The sequence below is a fragment of the Mycobacterium sp. RTGN5 genome, assembly GCF_033804465.1.
GTDB lineage: Bacteria > Actinomycetota > Actinomycetes > Mycobacteriales > Mycobacteriaceae > Mycobacterium.
In genome coordinates this window covers 237,228-251,572 of sequence record NZ_JAPZLA010000003.1, presented here as the reverse complement: position 1 = coordinate 251,572, position 14,345 = coordinate 237,228, and the positions used below count along the sequence as shown (strand labels likewise).

The window sequence follows — 14,345 nt, the reverse complement described above, 5'->3', positions numbered from 1 at the left end:
GGTCAGGTTTTGATCTGCGGCTTCAGCGGTCGCAGCGTGCGCTCGCGGACCACTCCCGTCCACAGCCCTGCACCGTAGGCCAGGTCGTCGAGACGTTTGAGGAGCAGATAGGCGAACAGGCCGATCGGCTTGCCCTCGACGTCGTCATTGCTGCGATTGCGGGTGAACCAGTCCTGCACTCCGTCGAGCACGGCGGCCACCAGGACCGCCTGTCGGCACCGGCGCGAGAGCAGGGCGGCCACCAGAGCCAGCGGCCAATAGTGGCGACAGACCGCAGCCGACAGCTGCAGGGCGGCGGCGCCGATGCCGCGCAGGGCCAAAATCACCACGTCGAAGATCCCGGCGTCGGTGTTCTTCATCGCCTTCGCGGTGCGCCGGGTGGTCACTCCGGCGAACACCAGCGAGGCGACATAGCCCGAGACCGACCCGAATGCCATCAGCAGCCACACCAGCAGGCTCCACGCGGAGATCACCACCGGCGCCGTCTTGTCGGGGTGGCGAATCGACAACGGCGCGGCGGAGCTTCCGTAGAAGGCCTTGCGGCTCAGCCATGCTCGCATCTCGGTGCGGTGTTCGTGGGCGACGAGCGCAATCGGTTCGTAGCGCAGCCGGGAGCCGGACTCGATGAGCCGCCAGCACAGGTCGACATCCTCGCCGGAGGGTAGGGTCTCGTCAAAGCCCCCCAGTTCCAGTAGCGCCGCACGCCGGCAGATGATCGCCGCACTCGGCACGTAGGAGACCGGGCCGTAGGGCACCACCGGGGCCTCCCGCTCGCCGAGGTCCAGCGAGGACCGGACCGCTTCGTACCGGGCGATGAGTTGATCGCTGTGACCAAGCCCCACGATGCGGGGCGCGACCAGGGCCGCGGCGGGGTCGCAGAAGTGCCCAAGCAGCGCCTCCAACCAGCCCCGGCGCGGCACGACGTCGGAGTCCAGGAAAGCAACGAAATCCGTTGTGCAGGCGGCCAGTCCGGTGTTGCGCGCCGCCGCCGGCCCTTTGCTGCGGGGGTGGCGCAAGATCTCGACGTCGCAGCGTGCGCCGGCGAAATCGCTCGGTTGCACCGGTGTTTGCGAGCCGTCGTCGACGACAATGACGCGCATCCCCCGCAGCGACATCACCAGGCGATAGAGCCCAAATGGGTTGTCGCGTACCGGAATCACCACGGTGACGTCCCGGTGAGACGGGCCACCGGCCGGACGCGGGTGCGCGACGGTGGCGTCGAGCAGGGTGCGGGCCAGCTGGGCGCTGACGGCGTCACGGACCTCGAGGCGGCCGCCGGTGAGCAGGGTCTGGGCGGCCGGCGCCAGTCGCAGCAATCGGGTCGGTGAGCCGCCTAGCAGAGCCGAGCCCTCGGCGAGCGTGCGCACTCGCCGGTCGACCTGGACGGCAAACCCGTCAGGCAGCCGGGGATGGGTCATGTCAGCATCCCGTCATCGGCCGGGCGCCACCGATCGATACGACGTGAACACTCCGCGACCATATGCTCGAAGATGCGCGCACCCTCCATCGGAGTCGCCGTCGTCGGGTCACCCAACACGCCCACCTCACTCACCGCGGCTACCCCCCCGTGACGCATCTGGGGCAACAGGGTAGCCAGTGGTGCCCGGTTCCCGCTACACCAGGCGTCAGTCTGAACGTCCGCCGGTGAAATATGTAGCAATACAGACGTTTCCGTGTGGCCCGCGTGAGCGTCCCCGCCCTCGGCAACACACGGGCACCAGGTGGCGTCACGGCCCTCGGCGCGCAGGCGGCGCACCGCGGCACGCATCGCCTCCAGGTTGCCACCGTGCCCGTTGACGAAGACCAGCCGCCGGGCCCAGCCGCAGGCCGAGCGGCCGTACTCGACGAGCACCGCCGTCAGCGCCTCGGTGCCGATCGACACCGTTCCGGCGAAGCCCTCGTGCTCGCCGGAGGCGCCGTAGGCGATCGCGGGCGCGAGCAGATACTGATCACGATCGGACCGGTTGAGGTCCTCGGTGGCGGTGCGGGCCACCGCGGTGGCGATGCGGGTGTCAGTGTCCAGCGGCAGGTGCGGACCGTGCTGCTCGGTCGACCCCACCGGGATCAAGATCGTGGGCGAGGTGTCGCGGAGTTGACTCGATGTCGAGTTGCCCAACTCACCTCGCAAAGCCACGCGGTGATGGTAGGCCGAATTCACCTGCCGTGCGCCAATTGTTCGAGGAGAAGACGGATTTCTTTCGCATTCGGCACCGCCGGAGTTGCCCGGAGCGTTTACCGTCGTCCCGTCAGTCACGCCAGTACCAAAACCTCGCTTAAGCCGGGGTCAGTGCACGCGCTACTTCGGCACTCCGAGCGCCCGGACGAAGCCGTCCGGTACCAGGATGTCCTCGGGTGTCAGGTCGTGAATCGAGGCCTTCCCCAATCCGCGCAGGGCCGAGTCGATGCCCCCGGTCAAGATGTCGAGGACGTTCTCCACGCCGGCCTGCCCGTTGGCGGCCAGGCCCCACAGGTACGCCCGGCCGATCATCACCGCGCGGGCGCCGAGCGCCAGTGCCTTGATCACGTCGCTGCCCCGCCGCACGCCGCCGTCCAGAAGCACCTCGACCTGGTCGCCGACCGCCGCCGAGATGGCGGGCAGCGCACGGATCGAGGCCGGTGTGCCGTCGAGGTTGTTGCCGCCGTGGTTCGACACCGAGATCGCTGAAACACCGGCATCTACAGCGCGTTTGGCGTCGTCGACGCGCATGACGCCCTTGAGCATGAAGGGTCCACCCCACAGCTCACGCAGCCAGGCGATGTCGTCCCACGTGGGTGGGGGCGTCCCCATCCACTGGCCGTAGGCGTCGAAGAACGGCGGCCCGGGCTCTCCCTTGGCCGCCTGATTCGGCACCGACAGTGCCGGCGGCCGCAGGGTCTTGGCCCACTGCAGGAACCACCCCGGCCTGGTGATGGCCTCGGGGCTCATCTTGATCATGGTCTTGAGATCCATCTTCTCCGGGATCTTCGGACTCCCCCAGTCACGCCCGTGGCTGAAGCTCCAGTCGGTGGTCACGATGAGCCCGGCTGCCCCCGCCGCGCGGGCCCGCTCGGCGCGCGCCGCGATGGCGGCTCGGTCGCCCAGCCAGTAAATCTGGAAGAACGTCTTCGGGTTCGCCGCGACGACCTCTTCGACCGGCTTGCTGGCAAACGAGGACAGCCCCATCGCGGTGTTCCGAGCCGCGGCCGCACGAGCCACCGCGACCTCACCGTCGGGGTGCACGGCCTGCACGCCGGTCGGGGAGATCAGAACCGGCAGCGAAATGTCTTGTCCCATGACAGTGGTTGCCATGTCCCGCTTTTCGAGGGCACCGATCACATGCGGCGCGAAGCCGAGCTCGTTGAAGGCCTCATTGTTGCCGTTGACGGTGAGCCCCTTCTCACTGCCACCGACGAGTGCACCGTACGCAGATTTGGGGAGCCGCTTCTTCGCACGTTCCTGCGCGATAGCGACCGTTTCGAACCAGATGTCGCGTGCCATGACTAGATCGGACTTTCGTTACAGGGCTTCGCCGGTGGCCGGGTGGACAAGGTCAGCATGATCGGCTTACCGCGGGAATGGTCGGCGCTGGGGCGGGGCTTATCCCGCTCGCCGGCCAGGGCGGGCACGCCATAGCCTTCGACGCACTCCGGGTCGGGGCCGTCCAGCGGCAGACCGGTGAAGAACTTCGCGGCCATGCAGCCGCCCCGGCACGCGTCGTAGTGTCCGCAGCTGCCGCAGGCGCCGGCCGACTGCGGCTCGCGCAGCTCCGTGAACAGCGGTGAGTACTTCCACACATTGTCAAAACCGCCACCGGAGACCACATTTCCGGCGAGGAACCGATCGTGAATGGCGAACGGGCAGGCGTAGACGTCGCCGACGGGATCGATCAGGCACACCACCCGGCCGGCCCCGCACATGTTCAGGCCCGCCAGCGCACCGGGGGCGCCGAGGCCGGCGAGGTGGAAGAACGAGTCGCCGGTCAGCACGCCTTCGCCCCTGGCCACCAGCCAGTCGTAGAGCGTCACCTGTTGCTCGGGGGTGGGGTGCAGTTCGTCCCAGACATCGGCCCCGCGCCCGGAGGGGCGCAGGCGGGTGATCCGCAGGGTCGCGCCGTACTGGTCGGCGAGCGCCTTGAAGTCGTCGAGTTGGTCGACGTTGTGGCGGGTGACGACCACCGAAATCTTGGCGTCTTTGAAGCCGGCGGCGGCCAGGTTCTCCAGCGCCTTGATGGCCATCGCGAAGGACCCGGGGCCGCGGACAGCGTCGTTGACCTCGGCGGTGGCGCCGTCCAGTGAGATCTGCACGTCGACGTAGTCGCTGGCGGCCAGCTTGGTGGCCACCTCCTCGTTGATGCGCACGCCGTTGGTGGAGAACTTGACGCCGACATGATGGGCGGTCGCGTAGTCGACCAGCTCCCAAAAGTCCGGTCGCACAGTCGGTTCACCGCCACCGATGTTGACGTAGAAGACCTGCATGCGCTCGAGCTCGTCGATGATGTCCATGCACTGGCGCGTGGACAGCTCACGGGGGTCGCGCTTGCCCGAGGAGGACAGGCAGTGCACGCACGCCAGATTGCAGGCGTAGGTCAGCTCCCACGTCAGGCAGATTGGCGCATCGAGGCCGCTCTCGAACTGCTCGATCAGCCGGGGTACCGGTGCTACCGAAGTCATTGGGAATCCTTGCAGATCAACATGTTCGAGGTCACCAGCACGCTCAACGCGTGCAAATACGGCGCCTCGTCGGACTCGTCGACCCCGGCGGCCCGCAGGGCGGAGCGCGCGTCGGGGTGTTCGGGAAGCGAGTTCACCACGGCGAGGATGGTGCGGTTCTTCAGGAACGACAGCTTCCTGGTGCCGAAGTGGTACAGCAGTGCGCCGAAAGGTTCCGGGCGCACGGCGACCTGCGGATGCAGACGCCAGCTGAGTGCCGGGTCGAAGTTCGACCCGGCCACAGCCGGATCGCCCACTGCGTGGGCAGGCACGGTCAGTAGACCCCGCACATCCCGTCGATGGAGACCTCTTCGACCAGCGTCTCGGTCACCAATTCGGTTTCGGTCTCACTTGCGTGGCTCGGCTCCATGAAAAGCTCCCTTTCGTCGGCGAGGTTCTCGACAATTGTGATCGAGATCGCAAGAATATGGCATCGAGTGCCTAAAAGAAAGGGGTGGGTCGATGACAAGTGGTTCGGCGGGTTCAGGCGGAGCCCGCGTGGGACGGCGCCGTTCCACCACTCAGGACCACATCGCCGACGTCGCGCTCGACCTGTTTGCGAACTACGGGTTCGGTTCGGTGAGCGTCGACGACGTGGCCCAGGCGTCGGGCATCGCGCGGCGGACACTGTTCCGCTACTACCCGTCGAAGAACGCCATCCCCTGGGGCGACTTCGACGCCCACCTGCAGCACTTCCGCCAGCTGTTCGACGCGGTGGACACAGCAGAGCCGATCAGCGCCGGGCTTCGCTCAGCCTTGCTGGCGTTCAACACTTTTGACGAGTCGGAAACCGAACGGCACCGCCAGCGGATGCGCGTGATCCTGCAGACGGCCGAGCTGCAAGCCCACTCGATGACGATGTACGCCGGCTGGCGGGGCGTCGTCTCGGACTTCGTGGCCGCACGCACCGGCGGCGCCGCGGGCGACCTGGTCCCCCAGTCGGTGGCCTGGCTGATGCTCGGCGTCGCCCTGTCGGCCTACGAATACTGGCTGGCCAACGAGGCCGTGCCGCTGCCGCAGGCACTCGGTGACGCCTTCGACGTCGTCGCGCACGGCCTCGGCCAGCTCTGACTGGCGATTTCGGCGCGTTTCCGTTCGCTGAGCGACGGAAAACGCGCCGAAATCGCTCAGGAGGTCAGGAGGCGGGGAGTACGTCAGCGATCGGCGCGCCGGCGGCGATCTTGGCGCGGGTCTTCATGACCTTGCCGGGCATGCCGCCGCCAACCACGCCGGCCACGACGCCGTCACGTTCGTAAAATGCCAGGAACTTGCGGCCGTCGTCCTCGACGATGTGCACGATGTCGGTGGCCTCCGGCTCGCCAAGGCACTGAATCTTGACGTCGTACTGATCGCTCCAGAAGTACGGCACGACGATCACCGACGGCGCGTCCTGGCCCAGCATCGACGGCACGATGACCCTGGCCTGTTCGGCGACATTGCTCCAATGCTCAACGCGCGCTTGATGTCCCGTGGCATCACGCCACGACGCGACGTCGCCGAGCGCCCAGACATTGGCCGCGCTGGTGCGCCCCGCCTCATCGCACACGACGCCGTTGTCGACAACGATTCCGCTGCCTTCCAGCCAGTCGGTGGCCGGGCGGGAGCCGATGCCGACCACGACCAGGTCGGCGGTCAGCTCGCTGCCGTCGGACAACACCACGGTCGTCACGTGGCCGTTCTCGCCGCGCACCTCGGCCACCCCGATGCCGGTGCGGACGTCCACGCCCTCGGCGCGATGCAGCCGCGTCACCAGGTTTCCGACCTGCTCGCCCAGGACCGAAGCCAGCGGCGCCGGCTGCGGCTCCACCAGCACCACGTCGACGCCGAGCTTGCGTAGGCTCGCGGCGACCTCACAGCCGATGAAGCCGGCGCCGATGATGACCGCCTGCCGAGCCGACGCGGCGTGGGTGCGCAACGCAATCGCCTCGTCGAACGACCGCAGCACCCGGATGCCCTCCAGGTCGGGGAACGAGGGAATGCGCTTGGGCACCAAGCCCGTCGCGATCACCAGCTCGTCGTAGCCCAGCACCGCACCATCGTCGAGGGTCACCGTCTGAGCGGCGGTGTCCAGCGAGGCGACCGCACGGCCCAACCGCACGGTGATGTCGTTGTCGGTGTAGAACTCGGCCGGCTTGAGCGTGACGTCGTCGAGGTCGGCGTGCAGCACGTCCTTCGACAGCGGCGGCCGGTCATACGGCAGGTGCGCCTCGTCGCTGACGATCGTGACCGGTCCGGTGTAGTCCGACTTGCGCAACTGTTCGGCGGCCCTGGCGGCGGCCAGCCCGCCGCCGACGATGACAATGCCTTTTTCCGCGCCGTTTTCGCTCGTGCTCACGTGGCTTTCCTACACGATCGCCGCCGAGAAGTGCACGCCAGCCCGCGTTACCAACCGCTGGGTTGAGGGTGTCAGCCGGGTGACCGGTCGATCAGATTGGACAGCACCACGATGCTTTCGCTGCGTTCGATGTCGGCGCTGGACCGGATCCGTTCCAGCGCTGCCTCCAAGTGCCGCATGTCCCGGGCCAACACATGCAGGATGGCGTCCGCGGTACCCGTGACGGTGGCGGCACTGATGATCTCGGGGATGTCAATCCAGGCCGCGCGCAACTGATCCGGCGCGATCGTGCCCTGGCAATACACCTGGACGTAGGCCTCGGTATTCCAGCCCAGCGCGCTGCGGTCGATGACCGTGGTGAAGCCGCGGATCACTCCGTTGTCCAGCATCCGGTCGACCCGGCGTTTGACCGCGGGCGCGGACAAATTCACCCGGGCGCCGATCTCGGCGAAGGTGGCCCGCGCATGCTCGGTGAGCTCGGCGAGGATGCGCTCGTCGGTGTCGTCCAGCCGGTCCATCGACAGCTCCCCCATCCCTGGTTAATAAATCACCGCCATGCTGGCTGTGACACAACGAATCGATTATAGACGCGCAATAGAGATCGATTGATTGCGCGAAGGGCGGCTTCTATCGTTACTTTCATGACGATATCCACAGATGTCGCCGCCGAGTCAACGAGGACACCGCGCAGCCAGCGACTTCGCCACTACGCCATGACCCCGCCGACGTTTTTTGCCGTCGAGTACGCCATCAACCCATGGATGGACACCAGCGCCCCGGTCGACGTCGACCGTGCCGTCGCCCAGTGGGAGGACCTGCGGGACACCTACCGCCAGCTCGGCCACACCGTTGACGTCGTCGAGCCGGTCCCCGGCCTGCCCGACATGGTCTATGCCGCCAACGCCGGTCTGATCATCAACGGCACCGCGATCGTCGCCCGGTTCAAGCACATCGAACGACACGGCGAATCGGTCGCCTACGCCGCATGGATGGGCGAGCACGGGCACGACCCCGTCGCCACCCGCCACGTCAACGAGGGGCAGGGCGATCTCCTAGTCGTCGGATCAACGATCCTGGCCGGCACGGGTTTTCGCACTCACCCGCAGGCCCATGCCGAGGTGGCCGCCATCACCGGCATGCCGGTGGTCTCCCTGGAGCTCGTCGATCCGCGCTTCTACCACCTCGATACCGCTTTGACCGTGCTCGACGACACCACGATCGCCTACTACCCGCCGGCCTTCACCGCCGCTGCCCGCGCCCGGCTGCACGGCCTTTTCCCGGACGCCATCGAGGTGGCGAGCACCGACGCCTATGTCCTTGGCCTCAACGCGGTGTCCGACGGCAAGCACGTCGTACACCCCGCCCAGGCCGCCGGTTTCGCCACGCAGCTCTACCACGCTGGCTTCCACCCCATCGGCGTCGACCTCTCCGAGCTGCTCAAGGGCGGCGGCTCGGTGAAATGTTGCACGCTGGAGGTGTTTCCATGACCATGGCCGACACCACAAGGGAAGCCACCGCAGGGTCAACTACAGCGGCCATCGCACTCGACAACACCTACGCCGCGCACAACTATTCGCCGCTTCCGGTGGTGGCCGCCAGTGCCCGCGGAGCGTGGATCACCGACGTGGAAGGACACCGCTACCTGGACTGCCTGGCCGCCTATTCGGCGGTCAACTTCGGCCACCACAACGACGAGATCGTCGCCGCCGCCCATCGCCAGCTCGATGCGGTGACCCTGGTCAGCCGGGCGTTCCATTCCGATCAGCTCGGCCCGTTCTGCGCGGCGCTGGCCGCGCTGTGCGGTAAAGACATGGTGCTGCCGATGAACAGCGGCGCCGAGGCGGTGGAGAGCGGCCTCAAGGTCGCCCGTAAATGGGGCGCCGACGTCAAGGGTGTCCCCCACGATATGGCCAACATCATTGTGGCGGACAACAACTTCCACGGCCGCACGATCAGCATCGTCAGCTTCTCCTCCGATGCCACCGCCCGCGGCGGATTCGGGCCCTTCACACCCGGATTCCGATCCGTACCGTTCGGGGACGCCGACGCCGTCACGGCCGCCATCGACGACAACACGGTCGCGGTCCTCATCGAGCCGATCCAGGGCGAGGCCGGAATCATCGTCCCGCCCGACGATTACCTGCCCCGGCTGCGCCAGCTGTGCACCCGGCGCAATGTGCTGCTGATCGCCGACGAGATCCAGTCCGGCCTGGCCCGCACCGGTCACACCTTCGCCTGCGACCACTGGGGCGTGGTGCCGGATGTCTATCTGCTCGGCAAGGCCCTCGGCGGTGGTGTCGTTCCGTTGTCGGCCGTCGTCGCCAACCGTGACGTCCTCGACGTGCTTCACCCGGGTGAGCACGGTTCGACGTTCGGCGGTAACCCACTGGCCGCGGCCATCGGCTCCACCGTGATCCGTATTCTGCAGCGCGGTGAATTCCAGTCCCGCTCAGCCGAACTCGGGCTGCATCTGCATGCTCGGCTGCGGTCGCTGATCGGCCATGGTGTGCTCGCGGTACGCGGCATGGGCCTGTGGGCCGGCGTCGACATCGACCCCCGCCTGGGGACCGGCAAGCAGTTCAGCATCGCGCTGGCCGAACGCGGCGTGCTGGTGAAGGACACTCACGGCTCGACGTTGCGATTCGCTCCACCACTGGTGATCACCGCCGAGGAGATCGACTGGGCGGTTGAGCAGTTCGCCAGCGTACTGGCCGGAGCAGGCACATAATCGGCTAATCTCGCCCGACTTCAGGAGGCGCCATGCCTGCACCGTCGATCGCTCTGACTGAACAGATGCTGCGCAGGCGGCCTGTCCTCGGCGCCCCAGTCGCACACGGCGCCTCCGATCACCTGAAACGAACCATTGGCACGTTCCAGCTGACCATGTTCGGCGTGGGTGCCACCGTGGGCACCGGTATCTTCTTCGTGCTCTCCCAGGCGGTTCCGGAGGCCGGACCCGGCGTTGTCGTCTCGTTCATCATCGCCGGCATCGCTGCCGGCCTGGCAGCCGTCTGTTACGCCGAATTGGCGTCGGCGGTCCCGGTTTCGGGCTCCACCTATTCCTACGCGTACACGACACTCGGCGAAGTCGTCGCGATGGGAGTGGCCGCCTGCCTGCTCCTCGAATACGGGGTGTCCACCGCCGCGGTAGCCGTCGGCTGGAGTCAGTACGTCAACAAACTCCTCGACAACTTCTTCGGACATCATCTGCCGCAAGCGATTTCCGCGGCACCATGGGATTCCACGCCCGGGATTATCAACCTGCCCGCGGTGTTCCTGGTCGCCATGTGCGCGCTGTTGCTGATCCGCGGCGCCAGCGAGTCCGCCAAGGTGAACACCATCATGGTGCTGATCAAGCTCGGCGTGCTCGTGATGTTCTCGGTGATCGCGTTCACCGCTTTCGATGTGGACCGCTTCGCCGACTTCGCGCCACTGGGCGCCGCGGGCATCGGCTCGGCCGCCGGGACCATCTTCTTCTCCTACATCGGCCTTGACGCGGTCTCCACCGCCGGCGACGAGGTCAAGAATCCGCAGAAGACCATGCCGCGCGCGATCCTCGCCGCGCTGATCACCGTCTCATTCGTGTACATCCTGGTCACCGTCGCCGCGCTCGGCGCGCAGGATTGGACCGGTTTCGAGGGCCAGGAAGCTGGGCTGGCCACCATCCTGGACAACGTCACCGGTGCTCAGTACTGGGGCACGGTCTTGGCGGGCGGCGCGGTGATCTCGATCTTCTCGGTGACGCTCGTGACGCTGTACGGGCAGACCCGCATCTTGTTCGCCATGGGGCGGGACGGATTGCTGCCCTCGATGTTCGCCAAGGTCAACCCGCGCAGCATGACACCGGTCAGCAACACCATCGTCGTGGCGATCGTGGTCGGCATCCTGGCCGGCGTGGTCCCACTGGATTACCTGGCCGGCATGGTGTCGATCGGCACCCTGGTCGCGTTCATCGTCGTCTCGGTCGGCGTGATCCTGCTGCGGGTGCGTGAGCCCGACCTACCGCGCGGGTTCAAGGTGCCCGGCTATCCCGTGACCCCGGTGCTGTCGGTGCTGGCCTGCGCCTACATCCTCTACAGCCTGCATTGGTACACCTGGGTCGCGTTCTCCGGCTGGGTTGCGGTGGTGCTGGTGTTCTACTTCGCCTGGGGCAGGCACCACAGCGCGCTCAACGACGGCGGTGACGGTGTGATCTCCAGTGCCGCAACGGGAGTCGAGACTGTCGAGGTCATCAAGCCGCCACAGGGTCCCTCATGACGGTGGTGGTCGGCTACCTCGCCGGTAAGAGCGGAAGCGCGCCGCTGAACCTGGCCCTCGGTGCGGCGCGCACGCTGCGCAGCTCGCTGACCGTGGCCACCGTGGTGCCCAAGCCGTGGACCACGCCATCCCCGGCCCGCATCGACGCCGAATACGCCGCCTGGGCAGACCAACTCGCTGCGGACTCCGCCAGGGAAGCACAACGTTATCTGGCCACACTGTCCGACGGCGTCGACGTCGCCTACCGCAGCCAATCCCACCGCTCCGTGTCCGGCGGCCTCGTCGAGGTGGTCGAGGAACTGGGCGCCGAGTTGTTGGTGCTGGGCTCGTCGGCCAACGGCCAGCTCGGCCAGGTGGTGGTGGGCTCAACAGCCGACCGGCTGCTGCACTCCGCACCGGTGCCGGTGGCGATCGCCCCGCGCGGCTACCGTGCCGCTCGCACTCCGGTGCTGAGCCGCATCACCTGCGCCTACCCGGGCACGCCGGAGTCGCTGGACGTGGTCAAACGGATCGCCGGGCTCGCCGACCAGTTCGAGGTGCCGTTGCGGGTGATCACCTTTGCGGTGCGTGGCCGCACCATGTATCCGCCGGAAGTCGGCCTGCACGCGGAAGATTCGATCCTGGCCGCCTGGGAAACGCAGGCTCGCGAGGCACTCGCCCAACTACGCGCCGACGGTGTGGTGGGTGAGAACGCGCAGCTTCAGGTGGTCAGCGGCAACGGCTGGGATCAGGCTCTCGATGCTGCCGACTGGGAGGACGGCGAGCTGCTGGCGCTCGGTACGTCCCCACGCGGCGGCGTCGCGCGGGTGTTCCTAGGCTCACGCGGGTCGAAGATCATGCGGCACAGCCCCGTTCCGGTGCTGGTGCTACCGGGTTAGTACTTCATCACCCCGCGGTCGACATTGATCTGCGACCCGGACAGCGTGGCCGAATTGTCGCCGGCCAGCCAGACCACCACATCGGCGACCTCGTCGACATGCATGAAATCGGTCATCTTGCCGGTCGCGCCCTTGCCGGTCGGTAGATAGGGCATCGGTGCGAAACCGTGCAGGAAACTGGGGTGCGCGGCGAAAACACCCATCATGGCGTCGTTTTCGGTCATCGGGGTGGCCACCGAGTACGGGTGGATGGAGTTGACCCGAATGCCGTACTCACCGACTTCCAGCGCAAGGGAATTCGTGAGCGCGGTCAGTCCGTGCTTGGAGGCGGCGTAGTGGCTATTGCCCGGCGTGGCCTTCACGCCCGCCGACGAGCTCACCACGATGATGGAACCGCCGTTGCCGGCCTCGATTATCGCCGGCACGACGGCACGCAATGTGCGCCAGGTACCGGTGAGGTTGACGTCGATGACGGTGTTCCATTGGTCGTCGGTCAGCTCCCACAGCCGGCCCCAGGACAGCACACCGGCGTTGGCGACCAGGATGTCGAGGCGCCCGAACTGCTCGACACCATCGGCCACCAGCTGGCGCAACGCAGCGTCGTCACGGATGTCGAGCTCGCGGGCCAGCGCCTTGCGGCCCTGCGCCTCAACCAACTGCACCGTCTCGCGCAGGTCCTCGGGGGTGGTGCCGGGATAGGGAATCGTGTCGCTGACCGGTGCGCAGATGTCGGAGACGATGACGTCGGCGCCCTCTCGGGCCAGCCGTACGGCGTGGGCCCGACCCTGGCCGCGGGCGGCCCCGGTCACGAATGCCACTCGTCCTTCAAGCGTCCCCGACGATGTTGTCATCAATGGTCCTTTCGATCAGCTCCCGCCAGGCTAGCAAGCCAACTGGAACGTGTTCTAGGAACCACCGGAGGCGGTGCGTGAGTCTGCTCAGTAGGCGACTGAGTCTCGGATGATCGGGCAGGTCATGCAGTGACCTCCGCCGCGTCCGCGGCCCAGCTCGGCACCGACGATCGTGATGACTTCGACCCCGGCCTTGCGCAGCAGTGAATTGGTGTGGGTGTTGCGGTCGTAGGCGAACACCACTCCCGGCTCGACGGCCACCAGGTTGTTGCCGCTGTCCCACTGCTGGCGCTCGGAGTCATAGGCGGTGCCGCCGGTCTCGACCACCCGGAGAGCGCCGAGGCCCAGAGATGCCGCGACGACCTCCACGAACGGCTTGGTCTCCTCGATGACGTCGAGCCCCGATGCGGAATCGCTGGGCACCAGCGTGAAAGCCTGGATGTTGTCCACAATCTCGGGGTAGATCGTCACCACGTCGCGATCGGCAAACGTGAACACCGTGTCGAGGTGCATGGCGGCGCGCAGCTTGGGCATTCCCGCCACGACCACCTTCTCGGCCGCGCCGTTGGCGAACAGCGTGGCCGCGACCTGGGTGATGGCTTGGCGCGACGTACGTTCGCTCATGCCGATCAGCACCACTCCATTACCCGGCACCAGTACATCACCACCCTCGATAGTGGCCATCCCCCAAGACTTCTCGGGATCACCCCACCAGATCGTCGAGCCGACGAAGTCGGGATGAAATTCGTAGATGGCCTTCATCAACAACGTCTCGTCGTGGCGGGCCGGCCAGAACAGCGGGTTCAGCGTCACGCCGGAATAGATCCAGCACGTGGTATCGCGGGTGTACAGGGTGTTCGGCAGTGGCGGCATCAGGTATTCGGTGATTCCGGCGTGCTCGCGGGCCAGCGCACGGTACCCCTTGCCGAGGTCGGCGGGCAGGTCGCGGGTGGACAGGCCGCCGATCAGGAACTCGGTCAGCCGCCGGGCGGGCAGCTCGTTGAGTAAGCTCCTGGTCTCGTCGACCAGCCCCAGCCCCACTTCGTTGGCGACGATCTTGCGGTCGAGCAGCCAGGTGCGAGCCTCCGGAATGTCCATCGTCTCGGCGAGCAGGCTGTGCAGCTCGACGACGTCGACACCACGGTCGCGCATCTTGTCCATGAAGTCGAAGTGGTCACGGCGGGCGTTCTGCACCCACAGCACGTCATCGAAGAGCAGATCGTCGCAGTTGGTCGGAGTCAATCGTTCGTGGGCCAGGCCCGGCGAACACACCAGAACCTTGCGCAGCGTTCCTACTTCGGAATGCACGCCGTACGACGTGGATGGCGACGTCAT

General features: G+C 66.9%; 15 protein-coding genes. 5 read left to right on the top strand and 10 right to left on the bottom strand.

Annotated features, from left to right (window positions below):
• Positions 1 to 2: 2 nt before the first annotated feature.
• The 6 genes from mftF to mftA all read right to left on the bottom strand — a co-directional run bounded on the left by mftF (position 3) and on the right by mftA (position 5,059).
• Positions 3 to 1,418: a mycofactocin biosynthesis glycosyltransferase MftF gene (gene mftF / locus SLQ31_RS18060; protein ID WP_319435123.1), complete on the bottom strand. Its 1,416-nt coding sequence runs from the start codon at positions 1,416 to 1,418 to the stop codon at positions 3 to 5.
• Positions 1,415 to 2,158 (bottom strand): mycofactocin biosynthesis peptidyl-dipeptidase MftE, encoded by a 744-nt coding sequence (mftE, locus tag SLQ31_RS18055; RefSeq protein WP_319435121.1) that lies wholly within the window; start codon positions 2,156 to 2,158, stop codon positions 1,415 to 1,417. The genes mftF and mftE overlap by 4 nt, the downstream gene beginning before the upstream one ends.
• 138 nt (positions 2,159 to 2,296) lie before the next feature.
• On the bottom strand, positions 2,297 to 3,478 hold the full coding sequence (mftD, locus tag SLQ31_RS18050) for a pre-mycofactocin synthase MftD (protein ID WP_319435119.1): 1,182 nt from the start codon (positions 3,476 to 3,478) through the stop codon (positions 2,297 to 2,299).
• Between the two features lie 2 nt (positions 3,479 to 3,480).
• On the bottom strand, positions 3,481 to 4,650 hold the full coding sequence (gene mftC, locus SLQ31_RS18045; protein ID WP_319435117.1) for a mycofactocin radical SAM maturase: 1,170 nt from the start codon (positions 4,648 to 4,650) through the stop codon (positions 3,481 to 3,483).
• Complete coding sequence (gene mftB, locus SLQ31_RS18040) at positions 4,647 to 4,979, bottom strand: mycofactocin biosynthesis chaperone MftB (RefSeq protein ID WP_319435115.1); 333 nt, start codon at positions 4,977 to 4,979, stop codon at positions 4,647 to 4,649. The genes mftC and mftB overlap by 4 nt, the downstream gene beginning before the upstream one ends.
• On the bottom strand, positions 4,964 to 5,059 hold the full coding sequence (mftA, locus tag SLQ31_RS18035) for a mycofactocin precursor MftA (protein ID WP_005143850.1): 96 nt from the start codon (positions 5,057 to 5,059) through the stop codon (positions 4,964 to 4,966). The genes mftB and mftA overlap by 16 nt, the downstream gene beginning before the upstream one ends.
• Positions 5,060 to 5,151: 92 nt before the next feature.
• Here mftA and mftR point away from each other — a divergent pair, with 92 nt between their 5' ends.
• Positions 5,152 to 5,760, top strand: a complete 609-nt coding sequence (gene mftR, locus SLQ31_RS18030) for a mycofactocin system transcriptional regulator (RefSeq protein ID WP_319435111.1) — start codon at positions 5,152 to 5,154, stop codon at positions 5,758 to 5,760.
• A 64-nt stretch (positions 5,761 to 5,824) separates the two neighbouring features.
• Here mftR and SLQ31_RS18025 read toward each other — a convergent pair whose 3' ends face one another.
• Complete coding sequence (locus SLQ31_RS18025; RefSeq protein WP_319435109.1) at positions 5,825 to 7,024, bottom strand: FAD/NAD(P)-binding oxidoreductase; 1,200 nt, start codon at positions 7,022 to 7,024, stop codon at positions 5,825 to 5,827.
• A gap of 71 nt (positions 7,025 to 7,095) precedes the next feature.
• Positions 7,096 to 7,542, bottom strand: a complete 447-nt coding sequence (locus tag SLQ31_RS18020; RefSeq protein ID WP_319435815.1) for an Lrp/AsnC family transcriptional regulator — start codon at positions 7,540 to 7,542, stop codon at positions 7,096 to 7,098.
• A gap of 123 nt (positions 7,543 to 7,665) precedes the next feature.
• Here SLQ31_RS18020 and ddaH point away from each other — a divergent pair, with 123 nt between their 5' ends.
• The 4 genes from ddaH to SLQ31_RS18000 are packed head-to-tail and all read left to right on the top strand — an operon-like array spanning position 7,666 to position 12,159.
• A complete protein-coding gene (ddaH, locus tag SLQ31_RS18015; protein ID WP_319435107.1) occupies positions 7,666 to 8,511 on the top strand; it encodes a dimethylargininase in 846 nt (281 codons plus the stop codon).
• Positions 8,508 to 9,752, top strand: coding sequence for an ornithine--oxo-acid transaminase (gene rocD / locus SLQ31_RS18010; protein ID WP_319435105.1), 1,245 nt, complete (start codon positions 8,508 to 8,510; stop codon positions 9,750 to 9,752). Before ddaH ends, rocD begins: the two co-directional genes overlap by 4 nt.
• A gap of 32 nt (positions 9,753 to 9,784) precedes the next feature.
• On the top strand, positions 9,785 to 11,281 hold the full coding sequence (locus tag SLQ31_RS18005) for an amino acid permease (RefSeq protein ID WP_319435103.1): 1,497 nt from the start codon (positions 9,785 to 9,787) through the stop codon (positions 11,279 to 11,281).
• The gene (locus SLQ31_RS18000) at positions 11,278 to 12,159 is read left to right on the top strand and encodes a universal stress protein (RefSeq protein ID WP_319435101.1); all 882 of its coding nucleotides are present in this window, start codon (positions 11,278 to 11,280) and stop codon (positions 12,157 to 12,159) included. The genes SLQ31_RS18005 and SLQ31_RS18000 overlap by 4 nt, the downstream gene beginning before the upstream one ends.
• On the opposite strand, the gene SLQ31_RS17995 is transcribed toward SLQ31_RS18000, so the two are convergent.
• Positions 12,156 to 13,010: a mycofactocin-coupled SDR family oxidoreductase gene (locus tag SLQ31_RS17995; RefSeq protein ID WP_319435099.1), complete on the bottom strand. Its 855-nt coding sequence runs from the start codon at positions 13,008 to 13,010 to the stop codon at positions 12,156 to 12,158. The two genes, SLQ31_RS18000 and SLQ31_RS17995, sit on opposite strands and share 4 nt — an antisense overlap.
• 87 nt (positions 13,011 to 13,097) lie before the next feature.
• Positions 13,098 to 14,345, bottom strand: a complete 1,248-nt coding sequence (gene arcA, locus SLQ31_RS17990; protein WP_319435098.1) for an arginine deiminase — start codon at positions 14,343 to 14,345, stop codon at positions 13,098 to 13,100.